Below are 14244 nucleotides of genomic sequence, written 5' to 3' on the forward strand. Positions count from 1 at the left end.
ATGGCTAATCAAAAAAAAGGTCTGATCGGTCGCTACTGGTCGCTATTAACGCGGCCCAGTAGCATCGCCATGGGCATTATCCTTGCCCTTGGCTTTGTGGCTGGTATTGTATTCTGGGGTGGGTTTAACACCGCACTGGAACTTACAAATACGGAAGAGTTCTGTATCAGCTGTCACGAAATGGAAGACAATGTCTATCAGGAGTATCGCGAAACGATTCACTTTAGTAATCGTTCAGGTGTTCGTGCGACCTGTCCTGACTGCCACGTACCAAAAGACTGGACGCACAAAATAATTCGTAAGATTGCCGCCAGTAAAGAAGTATGGGGCAAAATTACCGGTATTATTAACACACCTGAGAAGTTTGATGAGCACCGTAAAAGTATGGCGCTACGTGAGTGGAAACGCATGAAAGATGGCGATTCACGTGAATGCCGTAACTGCCACAACTTTGAGTCTATGGACTTCAGTGAGCAGGGCCGCCGTTCTGTTACAATGCACTCTACGGCACTGGCTTCCGGTGAGAAGACCTGTATCGACTGCCACAAGGGGATTGCTCACAGGCTACCTGATATGGAAGGCGTTGAGGGCTGGCACTAGCAATAGTGCCCGCTTCACATCACTGGATTAGGAGAGAAATATGAGTCCTTTAGAAGCCATGATCTGGACTGTACTGGGTTATGCTGCAATGCCGACTATTTTTATAGTTGGGTTTGCCGTAACCGCAGCCGTCGCGTGCTTCCTGCTGGAAGTAACGGGCAACGCTGAAAAACAGTAAAGATATAAAACCAACAAAAAAGGCGAGCTATGATAGCTCGCCTTTTTTGTTGGTCTCATGTCATTCCCGCGAGGATGACTAAGTGTCCGCAGTTCCAGACATCAACACATTAGATATTGCTATCCAAAAATGCAGTCAACTGAGATTTAGACAGCGCGCCCACTTTAGTAGCATCAACGTTGCCGTTTTTAAACAGCATCAATGTAGGAATGCCACGAATATTAAACTTCGGTGGAGTCTGTTCATTCTCGTCGATATTTAACTTACAGATTTTAAGACGCCCTTCATACTCATCAGCAATCTCTTCCAGAACAGGGGCAATCATCTTACAAGGCCCACACCACTCTGCCCAGTAATCAACCAATACAGCCGTATCAGCACTTAAGACCTCTTCTTCAAAAGAGTCATCGGTTACGTTAACAATTTTGTCACTCATTCTGGTTTCCTGATGTTGTCGTCAATAGTTGTGGTAAACATTTTCGCCAATCGGCCACTAAAGACTTAAATAAACACACAATTCAAAGTGACTTTAATCAAAAACCACTGACTGCAAGTGTCATATTATCCATCTTTGGCTTATGATTGCCTTAGATGGTTTCTAATATATAGGTTCAACAGAGGATTTCAAGGCACGTGACGTCATTGCACTCTGGTAATAACTCTTCAACGAACGAAATTCCCGAAACACTAGCCTCTATCGACCTGGGCTCCAACAGCTTTCATATGGTAGTTGGTCGCACGGTATACGGCGAAATTCGTACTCTGGACAAGCTGGGCGAAAAAATTCAACTAGCGGCAGGGTTAGATGACAAAAATTACCTTTCTGAAGAAGCCCAGGAAAGGGGCCTTGATTGCTTGAGGCGATTTGCCCAGCGATTGCAGGGCATCCCCCCTAATGCTATTCAGGTGGTCGGAACCAACGCCCTTCGTGTCGCCAAGAATGCAAGGGAGTTTACCCGTAAAGCAGAAGCCGTTTTAGGCGCACCTGTTGAGATCATAGCTGGCCGGGAGGAAGCCCGTCTGGTCTATTTAGGCGTAGCGCATACACTGGCAGATGACGCCGGTCGAAAACTCGTTATTGATATTGGTGGGGGAAGCACTGAGTTCATTATTGGCGAACGCTTTGAAACACAAGCCCTTGAAAGCTTACACATGGGTTGTGTTTCGTTTCGTGAGCGCTATTTCAAAAATGGCGAAATAACCGAAAAAGGGATGCAGGCTGCCATCACTCACGCATCCAGAGAGCTTCTTAACATTCAATATCGCTTTCAAACCCTCGGCTGGCAAACGAGCATCGGCTCATCAGGCTCAATTAAAGCCATTGCACAGTTAGTCGAAAGCCTTGGTTACTCAAAAGAAGGCATTACGGCGCAATCACTCAACCAACTTAAAGCCCACGTTGTTTCACTCGGCCATATCGATCAACTACATGATATGGGCGTTAAAAAAGACCGGATCTCCATTTTCCCCTCCGGCCTTGCCATTCTCTGCGCCTGCTTTGAAGTCTTGGCGATTGATATCATGACGTTCGCCGATGGTGCGTTACGGGAAGGGCTTCTCTATGACATGATTGGCCGAATACAACATGAAGATGTCAGGGAAAGGACAATCTCAGCGCTTCAGGAGCGCTATAGGGTTGATACACCCCATGCGCAAACGGTCGAACGAACAGCCATGTATGCGTTTCGTCAGGTTCAACATTACTGGGGTCTCAACGCGGATTTTTTTGCCGACCTTCTGCGTTGGTCAAGCCGGCTTCATGAAATTGGTCTGGCAATTTCCCACACTCAATACCATAAGCACGGCGCATATCTGATTAAGTATTCAGACTTGTCCGGGTTTTCTAATCAGTTACAGCAGGCTATCGCCTCTTTAATTCGCAGTCACCGCCGTAAGCTCAGTGCCGACATTTTTTCTGGCTACTCTGACGAGCAAACAACGCCTTTGCTTAGACTATCAATACTGTTGAGGTTGGCCGTTACTCTGAATAGAAGTCGTGACGGAAGCCAGTCAACAACCTTCAAAATTGACGCTAATAGCGATACACTCAGTCTTGAGTTTGAGCCAGGTTGGCTGAAACAACACCCTCTCACACGAGCAGATTTGGAAAGCGAAGCCGAGCAGTTAAAAGCAGTGGGTTATACTTTATCGATATCCTAGCGCTATATAGTCGGCTTATTGATCAACATAAGTCGGCAGTGCTGTAGGGGTATCACCTGCTTGCCAGGGTTTGTACTTTTTCATCACCCCATTGAATAGCGACGACTGCAGAAATGCTTTAAGCCAGGTTCTTAATTTTGGATATGGCGCATGCTCAAACCAGTTAATGTCTACATGCGCAAACTGACGAATAAAGGGCATGATGGCAATATCAGCAACCGAAATATCGTGCCCGAGTATATATCGACTGGCATTCAGCCTGCGCTCTAAGCTGCCAAGAAACGCTTCGCCCTGAGCCCGATAGTGCTCGGCCGAGTATTCAGGGTAGCGATCTGCATATTTGTAACGATCCAGATAGCCTTTAAATTCGTAGTCGTTGGTATGAATCAGATCATTCAACTCATGAAATTGTGAAGTACCAGAGGCTGGCATCCATTTCTGAGGGTCGCTCTTCTCAAGTGCCCACGTGATGATATCCCAACTTTCGTCAATGACCTGGCTATCAGGCATTACCAGCACAGGAACGGTGCCTTTTGCTGATGCATCCAGCATTTCTGCGGGTTTGTTTTTAAGCTCAGTTTCTCGAAGTTCAACCGGTATAGCGCTATAACTCAGCGCCATCCTGGCCCGCATTGCATAAGGGCAACGCCGAAATGAGTAAAGTACAGGCTGAGAACTCATTCGACTGCTTCAGCCTGAAGCGCTTCTATCTGTTCACTCAGTTCACACCAGCTCAGCTCTACACTTTCAAGCTCTGTTTTATTTTCTGCTTGTTGTTGTAATAACTGCTTTAAGCGGTCTTTTTGAGCATCGGTGTAGATGTCCGGGTCAGCCAGCTGTGTCTCTATTTCCTCCAGCGCTACATGCAAGCGGTCAATAGACTTTTCATCTTTCTCCAACTGCTTTCGCAAAGGGCTGATGCGCTTCCTTAACTCTGCGGCTAAGCGCTTTCGTTCTTTTTTATCTTCCGACGACTCATTATCAGAGTTGCCAACAGATTTGCTGACTGATTGATCGGCCTGCTTTTGATACTCAAGCAACCACTTTTCATAGGCTGGTAAGTCACCATCAAATACCTCGACCTTACCATCTGCCACCAATAGAAACTCTTCAACAGTATTTTTGAGCAAATGCCTATCGTGTGAAACTACAATCACTGCGCCTTCAAAGCTTTGCAGCGCCATGGTTAGCGCATGCCTCATCTCCAGGTCGAGGTGGTTGGTTGGCTCATCAAGCAATAGCAGATTCGGCTTCTGCCATGCAATAATGGCCAATGCCAGGCGGGCCTTTTCGCCGCCAGAAAAGGTCGTAATATCCCCAAATGCATCATCACCATGAAAACCAAACCCGCCCAGAAAATTACGAATCGACTGCTCAGATTCGGTAGGTGAAAGCCGCTGAATATGAGTAGCGGGCGAAGCTTGCGGATCTAACGCTTCGAGCTGGTGCTGTGCGAAGTAGCCAATGGCTAAATGCTCTCCACATACCCGTTCCCCGGTCAATGGCGTCAGGTTGCCCACCAACGACTTGATCAAGGTAGACTTACCCGCACCGTTCGGCCCTAACAGGCCTATTCGTGTTCCCGGGTGGATGCTCAGCGTGACACCATCAAGTATCGTTTTATCACCATAACCAACAGCGATTTTTTTCAAATTCAGTAACGGGTCTGACATTTTATCAGAGCATGGGAATTCGAAGTGGAATGGCGAATCAACATGAGCGGCAGCAATTTTTTCCATTCGCTCCAGCTCTTTTAAACGGCTCTGAGCTTGCTTGGCTTTGGTTGCCTTGGCTCTAAAACGACGGACAAAATCTTCTATCTCCGAAATTCGTTGCTGCTGTTTTTCAAAGTTTGCTTGCTGCTGGGCCAGACGTTCGGCTCGCTGTCGCTCAAAGTCAGAATAGGTTCCGGTATAGTAATTGAGTTTCTTGTTTTCCAGATGAAGCACATGGCTGGCGACGCTATCAATAAAGTCGCGGTCGTGAGAGATGAACAGTAACGTCCCCTTATACTGTTTCAACCAGCGCTCTAACCAGAGGGTAGCATCCAAGTCCAGGTGGTTGGTCGGCTCATCGAGCAATAGCAGGTCTGATGGGCACATAAGCGCCTGAGCAAGATTCAAACGAATACGCCAGCCACCAGAAAAGTCGCTGACGGATCGATTCATATCCGCCTGAGAAAACCCAAGACCGTGCAGCAACTGTTCGGCACTTACATTAACATTGTAACCATCAATGGCATCTAGCTGGCCATGTATTTGGGCCATCTTGCTATGATCATCTTGCTGTTCTGCATGGGCTAGTGCCGCCTGCAGTGCTCTAAGCTCCTTGTGGCCATCAATCACATGCTCCAGAGCCGTGCGATCAATATTGTCGACCTCTTGCTGCATATGGGCAATACGGCACTGCCCTGGCAGTGTCAGCTGCCCTTCATCTGCATGCAGCTCACCCAGAATCAATTTAAACAGGCTGGTTTTACCTGTACCATTGGCACCCACAATAGCCACACGGCGGCCCGAGTGGATCGTCACTTCAACTTGGTCTAGCAGCGTATTACCGCCGCGTAGTAGACTTAACGCTTCAATATTTAACATGGGCGGCATTCTACCTTGACCGAGGAATAAACTAAACCATGCCAGACCAAACAAACAGCTCTGCTCTCAGCGGCAGTACCTTTTCACTGCCACAAGAGTTACCCCTGAATACGCCTTTCTGGGATTTTTCAATTTCATTGTGGAAGAGCGCTGATGCTCAGCGCACGCTGCTACACCTGCAGGACGAATACGGGTTAAAGGTGAACCGGCTACTCTTCTGCTGCTGGCTTGGCTTTGAGCGAAAAGAGCTATTAGCTGAAGCACTGGCTGCTGACTCACTATTGGCAGAATGGAGCGAACAAACCGTCACACCTCTTCGCAATATACGAAAGCAACTAAAGCACAGCGCCCCACATCACCCTCAGTTAAGGGCCACCGTTCAAAGTGCCGAATTGCAGGCAGAGCAAATTGAGCAGGCGCTATTATTTAAACAAACCGACAAATTATCCCGCCCGACTACAAAACGAAACACGCTGCAAACCTTATCTTTCAACCTATTGAGCTATACTGAGCAAGCGCTACAAGATAATGAACGCATTTCGCGGTTGGTCACCCCCTGTTTGGTTAGCCTTGTTCAGGCTACGATTCCCAATCACGAACGTTCCCATATTGAGATTTACTTTCCTGGCGGCGAGTAAAACTACAGTGGCATGCAATCGCGCCGAGTAACGTTCAAAGCGACCTGTTTAGCTGGCAAACCGGATGAATGGTTACTCTTGATATACTATGATGGTTGTAACTCCTAGCAAACGAGAACGATAGCATTATGAAGTGGATTTACCGGGTTTTTACCCTCATTATTTTAGGCGGTGCTTTGGCAATCCCTTTTTTTATGAAGAATAAACAAGGTGAACCCATGATGAGTTTACCCGGCGTTAAAGACCTGACTCCCAGCGCGCTGGTATCAGACCCGCCTTCACTTAATTCTGAGCGTACGGTCTATAAGTGGAAAGATAAAAATGGCGTCTGGCACTATGGTGACCAGGCTCCGGAAGGGGCTCAGTTTAGTACGCTGGTCGTCGATGATAAAACCAACATTATTCAGTCGACACCGGTGCCGAAGGAGACAGAGACTGCCGAAGTGGAGGCCCCCAAGAAAGATAGTAAAAAACCAGCTTACCAGCCGCCCAAAGACAGTGAAGATATACTGACACTGGATCGCGCACTCAACATTGTTGATGATGCCCACGCAGTTCGTGAGATGATGGAGCAGCGTAACCAGCACCTCGACTCGGTCGTAGGCAACCGAGATAAAAAGTAGCCTCTCTGGTAAAAAACAAGTAAGTTAATACCCGAATGGCACTTACTTAAACTTGTCATCCTCGCGAACGCGTGGATCCATAGGGTTGTAGACTCCGTTCCAAATGGATTCCCGCCTGCGCGGGAATGACAGTACTGAGTCATTATGTCTTAAGTAAGTGCCATTCAGTTAATACCCTATTTCGGCAAGGAGCCTAGACAAGGCAGGCTCCTAAGTTATTCAATAATAAACAGTTAAATACATACTAAGGATCACAACCCAATGAAAAAAATGCTCTTGGCTGCGGCACTCTTAAGCGCGTCCTCTCTAACTTATGCTGCCGACCCGGTTAAATCACTGGAAAGCGACGAGCAGAAGGTCAGCTACAGTTTCGGCCTTATCTTTGGTAAGCGCATGACCAACGACCTCCCAAGCCTGGATTTAGATGTGTTTATTCGAGGCGTTAAGGACGGTTTTAAAGGCGACCCTGCCCTGTTAAGCGACGCACAGATAGAGGAAGTGCTTAAAAACTTTCAAAATAGTCAACGCCAAGAGCAGCTGCAGCAATTTGAAAAAGTGGCAGAAGACAATAAAGCAACAGGAAGTGCCTTTCTGGCGCAGAATAAAGACAAAGAAGGTGTCGTAACGCTTGCCAGCGGCTTGCAGTATAAAGTTATTAAAGAAGGAACAGGAAACAAACCCAAAGCGGACAGCACTGTAAAAGTGCACTATACCGGGAGCCTGATAAACGGAACCGTTTTCGACAGCTCAATCGAGCGCGGGGAACCTGTTAGCTTCCCTGTGAACGGAGTGATTCCAGGCTGGACAGAAGCGTTGCAGCTGATGAATGAAGGCAGTAAGTGGAACCTCTACATTCCTTCAGATTTAGCCTATGGCCCCGGTGGAAATCGCAACATCGGCCCTAACGAAACACTGTTATTTGAAGTTGAGTTACTGGAAGTAAAGAAATAACGTTAATCGATACGCCATAAAAAAAGCCCATGCAGCTTTGTCAGCGCATGGGCTTTTTTATTTAGCTGGGCATGAAGTTACTTAGCAAACTCCTGCAACATTCCATCTGTCATCAGTGCGATAATACCGTTGCCTCCAGGTGAGAATTCAGCCGCAATCACAGCCTTACTTGAGGCGCCGCCGTATGCTTTACGAGGGCTTGCCTGCCATTTGGACTCAACGTTTCCCGACGAAATATCCACCAACGATAGCGCGCCCTGAAACGTCCCTAACAACAGTTTACTCTCATCTCGGGAAAAGCCTGCTACTGTGAAATTGGTATAACGGTTCGGCAATGTTAAAACTGCTTGCCCACTCTTTAAATCCCAGACAATTGAATCTTCTCTTTGGGAGGTGGTGAAACCGTATTTTCCTTTGCCGGAAATAGCCACCGTCTTAATCTGGTTTTCATGGCTGAACACATGCACCTGCTCACCGCTTTTTAGATCCCAGACTTTAGCTGTTAAATCATCTGCCCCGGTAATTCCCAGTCGCCCGTCATCCGTTAAATCAACCGACCTGACTTCAGCTTCATGTGGAAAGGTAAACACCCTGCTTCCCGCCTTCATATCAAAGTACATTGCATCATGATTGATCATACCTAACAATGCATGACTTCCATCCCAGGACAGCTTAAGCGATAAAACTCTGGCCGGTGCCTTCCAAAAGGCAATTGATTTTCCGGTAGCCGTTTCCCAAAGAACAATATCATCTTCCACAGTGGTCGCTGCCAATGTTCCATCACCAGACAGAGACACCGCTCTAATCAGGCTTTTTTCTCCCGCGGCATGATTCCAGTCGTACAAACGCTCTTTTCTGGCGACATCCCATAAGCTACCGCCATGGTGTATAGAGCCCACTAGCGCATAACGACCATCTTGCGATAGGTCTCCGCTCAAAAAACCTTGCACAGCCAGTTCAGCTTTTGATTCAGGCCCTTTCCCGCCACACCCGTACAAGCTGGCAAACAGCAGCATCCCCCCTAATAAACTAGTCATCCGCACACATGGGCGAAAGCTAAATTGTGTTTTTTTCATCAAACAAGAAGACTCCTAGTGAATATACACAGCCTGAACAGGCAACGGCTCACTATCAGTTTAGCTAAAGAAATGAGGGAAAAAGAAGTAGTTTATTAAAAAATCACAAAAACAGAGGGGTTAAGCAGGATAATTAAAGTTAATCCTGCTTAACTAAAAAAGGGACTATCAGTCAGGCGTATCAAACGCCATAAGCTTACTCTATCTGCCAGGAAAGCAAGCCAAGCAGTTCAGTTTTTAGGCAACTTGATCTGCGTGCGAGTTATGCAATGCTTCCAGAAGTGCATCTTCAAACTCGAATCTATCTTCAAGCACTTCGCCCAACTTGGACATTTTCTTTCCTAACGACACCAAACCATCGTCAACTTTATGAACTTCATCGAATTGATCATTGAACGTTAAAGCAATCTCGGTGGTCAGTTCGATTTTAGGAATAATTTTTTTAGCTAACTCCAACCCACCGTCATCAAACTCTTTGGCTTCCTGGATAAGCTGTTCGTACACTTCAAAGTGCCCGGCAGAAACATAGTCTACAAGAATCTGGCAGAAGTGTTGGTATTTAGCGACCAACGCTTCGGGCGACTCACTTTCGGTTGATGTGATTTCGCAATAAAGAACGATTAGATCCTGCCGTTCTTTTAACCACTTGTCGACGATATCACTCACGCCTCCCCAACGCTCTTTTGCATTACGGCAATTCTCGAGCATAACAGTCCCCTTGACCCACGTCTTTTCGCAAGCGCATATCGATGATGACCTGATTCAGAAAATCGTTCTGAAAAATATAAAGTCGAATAATCGCTGCGTCCTGGTTTATTGTTTTCATCCGCCCCCTACAGGCTCATCTATTACTTTATGCGAGCCTTGAAAACGAAGCAAGCTCTGAACTTAAACAAAATGTGAAATCATCGCAAGGATAATTAGGTAATTCAGTCAAAAATAGCCAATAAATCTCGCATTTTTTCTGTAAATATTAGGCCTGTATTATTTTATTCCGAAGCAGATTACTTATGTGCGCTGATCTGTTTTTCTCAACAATTGGTACAACCCCATAAGCCCCATACCGGTAAATACCACTAACGTCCAACCCGGTATACTGAGTCCTAAAAAGACCCACTGAACCTCTGCACAATCGCCTGTACCGCTCAACATCATCGTTAACACTTCCTGCATAGGAAAGTACTCCATATTCTCAACGATATAGCTTAAGCCAGGGCCACAGGCGGGAATTTCATCTGCGGGCAAGCTTTGTAACCAGAGCTGTCTTGAGGACAACGCAGCACCCATTGCCGCCAAAACGATTAACAATGCGCCATATACCTTTACGCCAACGCTTGAAGGATTATGTATGGCCGCAATAAGTGCCAGAATGGCAATGGCAATGACCACGATCCGCTGTGACATACATAAGGGGCAGGGCTCAAGACCCTTAATATGTTCAAGAAAAAAGGCAAAAACCATTAGTGATGTACAGGCAATAAAAAGCAACAGGTTGAGTATGCGAGGAGCAGGGATCGTCATTGAGTTCTCCAACAGAACTTGGTCAGCAGCCATTTAATAAAAGTTAATGGGTATCAGGCAGAACATAATAACTTGCCACAAATGTTGCAAGTTAATTAAAGTTTAAAATATAAGACTGGAAGGTCACGGGCATTACTGCCTAAGCGCTAGTGGCTTGCCTGAACTCAAGATAGGCGTCTAATACTCGCTGCGGTGATTCGAGATGAGGATAGTGCCCAACACCTTCCAGGCGCACGACATCGCTGTTAGCAATCATATTCTCATAGCGGTCAGCCATGGCGCTGCCTGAAGCTGGGTCTTCAGTGCCATTAATAAAACGCATTGGAATCCGGCTATGTAGCAAGGCTTCAACCCAGCGATCACGATGACAGCGCCGCTCGTCAATATAACGAATCAAACGATGCACCAAACCAAGTCCGTTGTTATATTCAACCAGCTCCCAGAAACTTTGCAGCAGCTCTTGATCGGGCTGATTGGAAGAGCCAAACAGGCGACAGAGTGCTTTTTCATAAGTGCTTCGGCTAATAAAGCGGCTCACAATACCACCGATGGGACTACTCAATAACCGTTGAACCGGAATCGGCTGATGGGCTTCAGGAAACAGCCCCCCATTGAGGAAACAGGCGCTTTGTATTTCACAGTCGTGCGTCCCTCTCAGCTGGCGAGCTAAAAGCTCTTGCGCTACGTTAACACCATAATCATGACTAAAAAGGTCACAGCGTTTAACCCCCAGCTCTCTTAAAAATCCGGAGAGCAGATCGGCCTGATCAATAATATTGTAGTCATAATCAACAGGCTTATCTGAAAAACCAAAGCCTATCATATCAATGGCAATAACAAAGTATCGCTCGGTGAGTGCTGGCCACAATACGTGCCAGTCCCACGACGAGGTCGGGAAGCCATGTATAAGAACAAGAGGCTCTCCCTTCCCCTCCATACGGCAAAAAATTGAATGGTTCAGGTATGTAAACCATTTGCCGCCTTGTTGCCAGCTATCCAAGTCTGCTGATGTGTCCATATTTGCCTCAAATTGGCAGTTTATTGCCCAACAATGTAAAAAATACTTTACACCTTTAAGTTCTGCATGCGCATGATTCTATACGCGCAGATATATTTATTTTTTATTTTTTCTTCCCAGGAGTTTGTCCGATGGGTAAGTCCCTGAGTACACAGGTCTAATTCTATCGGTTTAGAAACAAAGCTCAACCTGATAGAAAAGAATTTTTTGTTGTCTAACGAAGTAAAGGGGTTGGCAGGCAATCTGCATAGTAATTATCAACGGCATAAATGCTGAAAAATTGTCGTCAGTATCCCTTAGAATTCCATGGCAACTCTAAGGCTGAAAATAAAAAGCTGGCTTTTGCTAAGTAAAACAGCATTGCAGCCGATAGCCATTATATAGATCACCAGATACCAGTTTGGTGATAGGAGGTTTGGGTTATGCATTACCAACAAAATGATTATTTAGAAAGACTTACTAGACTTCACAACCTAAAGCTAAAGCAGGCAGATAAAGCTAAGGTGTGCCCTAATAGCCTTATGTACATGGTATTAAAGGCTGAAGCGGCAGCAATAGATCAGGAACTAAAAAGCCTACAAGGCTAACACAGTCATGCTCTTTCCTACTGGCCCGCTACGCAATGAGGGGGCCAGAGTGGAGTTCAGTAAGCTCTTCTGCCCCCCTCATTAGCCAAAATAACCCATCTCGTGTTACATTCCGCTTTTCCATAACGGCCTGCACACCTATTTTTTAATAATGATCAGGTTCAATCCTAAAAGTATCAGATTTTTTTACAGTTTTCCGGGGTTAGTCCATGCAAGATATTCTTGAGTCAAGTTTCCGCCAGGTCATTGGAGCGGTTGGGGAAGATATTAACCGGGAAGGTTTAGTTGACACGCCAAAGAGAGCAGCAAAGGCCATCGAGTTTTTGACCCAGGGATACCGCCAAAATTTGAATGACATTATTAATAATGCCATTTTTGAATCCGACAATGATGAAATGGTAATCGTTAAAGACATTGAGCTATATTCCCTTTGCGAACACCACATGCTGCCCTTCATCGGCAAATGCCATATAGCTTATATCCCAAATGGAAAGGTATTAGGTTTATCCAAATTTGCTCGTATTATTGATATGTTTGCCAGACGCCTGCAGATTCAGGAAAACCTGACACGCCAGATTGCAGAAGCCGTGCTGGAGGTCACCGAAGCAAAAGGTGTGGGTGTCGTTATCGAAGCAAAACACATGTGTATGATGATGCGCGGTGTTGAAAAGCAAAACTCCGTCATGAGCTCATCAATGATGCTGGGAACAATGAGAGAGTCCCAGGCTGCTCGAACCGAGTTCCTGACGCTTATTAACCGATAACTTAAACAGAGATTCCGGTCCAGTTCGCTATGTCTTCAGTTGCAACGATAAAAATTAAAAACCTGCGATTAAGAACATTCATCGGTATTAAAGATGAAGAAATTAATAACCAGCAGGATGTCTTGATTAACGCCTCCATCCGCTACGATGCAGACACAGCCATTAAAGAAAACTGTATTGAAACAGCATTGAACTATCGCACCATCACCAAACAGATTATCAAGCTGGTTGAAGATAACCGTTTTGCACTGCTTGAAAGAATGACCCATGAAATATTGAGCATTATTATGTCTTACCAGGACGTAATCGATGCAACCGTTGAAGCTGATAAACCCTATGCGCTTCGTTATGCTGATTCGGTTTCTGTCACACTCACTGCTACCCGAGAGGCATCCGCATGACCTTTATTGACCCACATAGCGACCAGCAAATTAGCGACATTCTCCATTCGGTAAAAACCATCGCCTTGGTCGGCGCAAGTGACAAAGAAGAGCGAGCAAGCTATCGGGTGATGCGGTTTATGCAAAGCAAGGGGTTTAAGATTATTCCTGTCAGCCCTCGTCTTGCTGGCCAAACATTGCTCGGCGAGACGGTTCACGCAGACCTTAAGTCTCTACCCTGCCCGGTTGATATGGTTGATCTATTTGTAAACTCAGAGCGAGTATTACCTGTTATTGATGATGCAATTGCGCTTGCGCCTAAGGTTGTGTGGATGCAAATAGGCGTTATAAATCAGGAGGCAGCGGAGCGTGCTAAAAATGCAGGCATTGATGTCGTGATGGATCGCTGCCCTAAAAAAGAAATTGAACAGCTAGGGCTATTTACCCAGGCGACAGTGTAGCCAAGCCACGGTTTAAGCTGGCTACGGCTTAGCCTGTGTAGACTCATTAAAAACAGCTAATACATTGTTAGCTGTTTAGTTTTTCCAATAGTGACCTAAACACCTCCAGAGAGCGCTGAACATCAGGCACAGCGTGCAAATAACAGGGTTCATCCTGAACGACTAACTGGCCGCCACTCCGCTCTATCGCCCCCACCAGCATCAAGTTATCAATCATATCAAACTGCTCAACGGCACAACCCGAATCATCACTGACCCGGCTGCTGTATAGTCGTCCGTCAAGCGTATAACCATAGACAGGCTTATCTAAAGCCAACATAAACCCCATCTCAAAGGCCGTACCAACATCCATGCTCGGACCTCTAAAAGGGGTCATATTGGCGATAACCGCATCACAGTGGCGCATTAGTGAAATATTCTCATCAAATATCGTAAGCCCCTGCTGGTAAGGTGGTTTATCACTCAGGTCTAGTTGATTATCCAGAGGGAACAAACCCTCGATACCATACTCCTGACATATGCGCTTCTTCTCCCGCCCCACTTCTTCTGCATTTGGCCAAAAGACTTCAGGCCCTGCCAGATAAAAACGCTTCACCTATAGCTCCTCTGCTTGCTATGTTCTACTTCCTGACCAATCTTATACCGATGACCAGGCCAAATGACCAAGTTAGCTGCTTTATAGTAGTTCACAGC

The 14244-nt window shown here is 46.2% G+C and carries 19 protein-coding genes; 10 read left to right on the forward strand and 9 right to left on the reverse strand.

All coding sequences use genetic code 11. The features are described from left to right. Both MY523_RS16055 and MY523_RS16060 read left to right on the forward strand, forming a co-directional pair. On the forward strand, positions 1–600 hold the full coding sequence (locus MY523_RS16055; protein WP_250655694.1) for a NapC/NirT family cytochrome c: 600 nt from the start codon (positions 1–3) through the stop codon (positions 598–600). 40 nt (positions 601–640) lie between these two features. Continuing rightward, entirely contained in the window at positions 641–778 is a 138-nt protein-coding gene (locus MY523_RS16060) for a TIGR02808 family protein (RefSeq protein WP_250655695.1), read from the forward strand. 109 nt (positions 779–887) lie between these two features. On the opposite strand, the gene trxA is transcribed toward MY523_RS16060, so the two are convergent. After that, on the reverse strand, positions 888–1214 hold the full coding sequence (gene trxA / locus MY523_RS16065; protein WP_250655696.1) for a thioredoxin TrxA: 327 nt from the start codon (positions 1212–1214) through the stop codon (positions 888–890). Positions 1215–1411: 197 nt separating this feature from the next. Between trxA and ppx the strand changes: the two genes are divergently transcribed. Beyond that, positions 1412–2938, forward strand: coding sequence for an exopolyphosphatase (gene ppx, locus MY523_RS16070; RefSeq protein WP_250655697.1), 1527 nt, complete (start codon positions 1412–1414; stop codon positions 2936–2938). A gap of 15 nt (positions 2939–2953) precedes the next feature. On the opposite strand, the gene MY523_RS16075 is transcribed toward ppx, so the two are convergent. Then, entirely contained in the window at positions 2954–3619 is a 666-nt protein-coding gene (locus MY523_RS16075; RefSeq protein WP_250655698.1) for a glutathione S-transferase, read from the reverse strand. Then, positions 3616–5532 carry an ATP-binding cassette domain-containing protein gene (locus MY523_RS16080; RefSeq protein ID WP_250655699.1) on the reverse strand — a complete coding sequence of 639 codons (1917 nt, stop codon included), beginning with the start codon at positions 5530–5532 and terminating at the stop codon, positions 3616–3618. Before MY523_RS16080 ends, MY523_RS16075 begins: the two co-directional genes overlap by 4 nt. Positions 5533–5570: 38 nt before the next feature. On the opposite strand from MY523_RS16080, the gene MY523_RS16085 reads away from it, so the two are divergent. The 3 genes from MY523_RS16085 to bamJ all read left to right on the forward strand — a co-directional run bounded on the left by MY523_RS16085 (position 5571) and on the right by bamJ (position 7744). Further along, the gene (locus MY523_RS16085) at positions 5571–6170 is read left to right on the forward strand and encodes a TIGR02444 family protein (RefSeq protein WP_250655700.1); all 600 of its coding nucleotides are present in this window, start codon (positions 5571–5573) and stop codon (positions 6168–6170) included. Between the two features lie 128 nt (positions 6171–6298). After that, positions 6299–6793 (forward strand): DUF4124 domain-containing protein, encoded by a 495-nt coding sequence (locus MY523_RS16090; RefSeq protein WP_250655701.1) that lies wholly within the window; start codon positions 6299–6301, stop codon positions 6791–6793. 261 nt (positions 6794–7054) lie between these two features. Further along, on the forward strand, positions 7055–7744 hold the full coding sequence (gene bamJ, locus MY523_RS16095) for a BamJ family beta-barrel-assembly machinery protein (protein WP_250655702.1): 690 nt from the start codon (positions 7055–7057) through the stop codon (positions 7742–7744). Between the two features lie 77 nt (positions 7745–7821). On the opposite strand, the gene MY523_RS16100 is transcribed toward bamJ, so the two are convergent. The 5 genes from MY523_RS16100 to MY523_RS16120 all read right to left on the reverse strand — a co-directional run bounded on the left by MY523_RS16100 (position 7822) and on the right by MY523_RS16120 (position 11359). Then, a complete protein-coding gene (locus MY523_RS16100) occupies positions 7822–8781 on the reverse strand; it encodes a WD40 repeat domain-containing protein (protein ID WP_250655703.1) in 960 nt (319 codons plus the stop codon). 276 nt (positions 8782–9057) lie between these two features. Beyond that, positions 9058–9528 (reverse strand): sigma D regulator, encoded by a 471-nt coding sequence (gene rsd / locus MY523_RS16105; protein ID WP_250655704.1) that lies wholly within the window; start codon positions 9526–9528, stop codon positions 9058–9060. After that, complete coding sequence (locus MY523_RS16110) at positions 9509–9646, reverse strand: hypothetical protein (protein WP_250655705.1); 138 nt, start codon at positions 9644–9646, stop codon at positions 9509–9511. Before MY523_RS16110 ends, rsd begins: the two co-directional genes overlap by 20 nt. 182 nt (positions 9647–9828) lie before the next feature. After that, the gene (locus MY523_RS16115) at positions 9829–10341 is read right to left on the reverse strand and encodes a disulfide bond formation protein B (protein WP_250655706.1); all 513 of its coding nucleotides are present in this window, start codon (positions 10339–10341) and stop codon (positions 9829–9831) included. A 139-nt stretch (positions 10342–10480) separates the two neighbouring features. After that, positions 10481–11359 (reverse strand): alpha/beta fold hydrolase, encoded by an 879-nt coding sequence (locus tag MY523_RS16120; protein WP_250655707.1) that lies wholly within the window; start codon positions 11357–11359, stop codon positions 10481–10483. A 422-nt stretch (positions 11360–11781) separates the two neighbouring features. On the opposite strand from MY523_RS16120, the gene MY523_RS16125 reads away from it, so the two are divergent. The 4 genes from MY523_RS16125 (at position 11782) to MY523_RS16140 (ending at position 13551) form a co-directional block, all read left to right on the forward strand. Further along, positions 11782–11946 (forward strand): hypothetical protein, encoded by a 165-nt coding sequence (locus MY523_RS16125; protein WP_250655708.1) that lies wholly within the window; start codon positions 11782–11784, stop codon positions 11944–11946. Between the two features lie 209 nt (positions 11947–12155). Then, a complete protein-coding gene (gene folE / locus MY523_RS16130; protein WP_250655709.1) occupies positions 12156–12710 on the forward strand; it encodes a GTP cyclohydrolase I FolE in 555 nt (184 codons plus the stop codon). A gap of 29 nt (positions 12711–12739) precedes the next feature. Then, the gene (gene folX / locus MY523_RS16135; protein WP_250655710.1) at positions 12740–13111 is read left to right on the forward strand and encodes a dihydroneopterin triphosphate 2'-epimerase; all 372 of its coding nucleotides are present in this window, start codon (positions 12740–12742) and stop codon (positions 13109–13111) included. Beyond that, positions 13108–13551: a CoA-binding protein gene (locus tag MY523_RS16140; RefSeq protein ID WP_250655711.1), complete on the forward strand. Its 444-nt coding sequence runs from the start codon at positions 13108–13110 to the stop codon at positions 13549–13551. The genes folX and MY523_RS16140 overlap by 4 nt, the downstream gene beginning before the upstream one ends. A gap of 67 nt (positions 13552–13618) precedes the next feature. Here the strand turns inward: MY523_RS16140 and MY523_RS16145 are convergent, their stop codons facing one another. Continuing rightward, positions 13619–14146: a nucleoside 2-deoxyribosyltransferase gene (locus MY523_RS16145; protein ID WP_250655712.1), complete on the reverse strand. Its 528-nt coding sequence runs from the start codon at positions 14144–14146 to the stop codon at positions 13619–13621. Positions 14147–14244: the final 98 nt, after the last annotated feature.

Origin of the sequence: Alkalimarinus coralli (assembly GCF_023650515.1) — a bacterium.
In the GTDB taxonomy this organism is placed as follows: domain Bacteria; phylum Pseudomonadota; class Gammaproteobacteria; order Pseudomonadales; family Oleiphilaceae; genus Alkalimarinus; species Alkalimarinus coralli.

Coding starts and splice junctions, on each gene's coding strand:
- MY523_RS16055 (WP_250655694.1), top strand. CDS start 1: ATGGCTAATCAAAAAAAAGGTCTGATCGGTCGCTACTGGTCGCTATTA.
- MY523_RS16060 (WP_250655695.1), top strand. CDS start 641: ATGAGTCCTTTAGAAGCCATGATCTGGACTGTACTGGGTTATGCTGCA.
- trxA (WP_250655696.1), bottom strand. CDS start 1,214: ATGAGTGACAAAATTGTTAACGTAACCGATGACTCTTTTGAAGAAGAG.
- MY523_RS16075 (WP_250655698.1), bottom strand. CDS start 3,619: ATGAGTTCTCAGCCTGTACTTTACTCATTTCGGCGTTGCCCTTATGCA.
- MY523_RS16080 (WP_250655699.1), bottom strand. CDS start 5,532: ATGTTAAATATTGAAGCGTTAAGTCTACTACGCGGCGGTAATACGCTG.
- MY523_RS16085 (WP_250655700.1), top strand. CDS start 5,571: ATGCCAGACCAAACAAACAGCTCTGCTCTCAGCGGCAGTACCTTTTCA.
- MY523_RS16090 (WP_250655701.1), top strand. CDS start 6,299: ATGAAGTGGATTTACCGGGTTTTTACCCTCATTATTTTAGGCGGTGCT.
- bamJ (WP_250655702.1), top strand. CDS start 7,055: ATGAAAAAAATGCTCTTGGCTGCGGCACTCTTAAGCGCGTCCTCTCTA.
- MY523_RS16100 (WP_250655703.1), bottom strand. CDS start 8,781: ATGACTAGTTTATTAGGGGGGATGCTGCTGTTTGCCAGCTTGTACGGG.
- rsd (WP_250655704.1), bottom strand. CDS start 9,528: ATGCTCGAGAATTGCCGTAATGCAAAAGAGCGTTGGGGAGGCGTGAGT.
- MY523_RS16110 (WP_250655705.1), bottom strand. CDS start 9,646: ATGAAAACAATAAACCAGGACGCAGCGATTATTCGACTTTATATTTTT.
- MY523_RS16115 (WP_250655706.1), bottom strand. CDS start 10,341: ATGACGATCCCTGCTCCTCGCATACTCAACCTGTTGCTTTTTATTGCC.
- MY523_RS16120 (WP_250655707.1), bottom strand. CDS start 11,359: ATGGACACATCAGCAGACTTGGATAGCTGGCAACAAGGCGGCAAATGG.
- MY523_RS16125 (WP_250655708.1), top strand. CDS start 11,782: ATGCATTACCAACAAAATGATTATTTAGAAAGACTTACTAGACTTCAC.
- folE (WP_250655709.1), top strand. CDS start 12,156: ATGCAAGATATTCTTGAGTCAAGTTTCCGCCAGGTCATTGGAGCGGTT.
- folX (WP_250655710.1), top strand. CDS start 12,740: ATGTCTTCAGTTGCAACGATAAAAATTAAAAACCTGCGATTAAGAACA.
- MY523_RS16140 (WP_250655711.1), top strand. CDS start 13,108: ATGACCTTTATTGACCCACATAGCGACCAGCAAATTAGCGACATTCTC.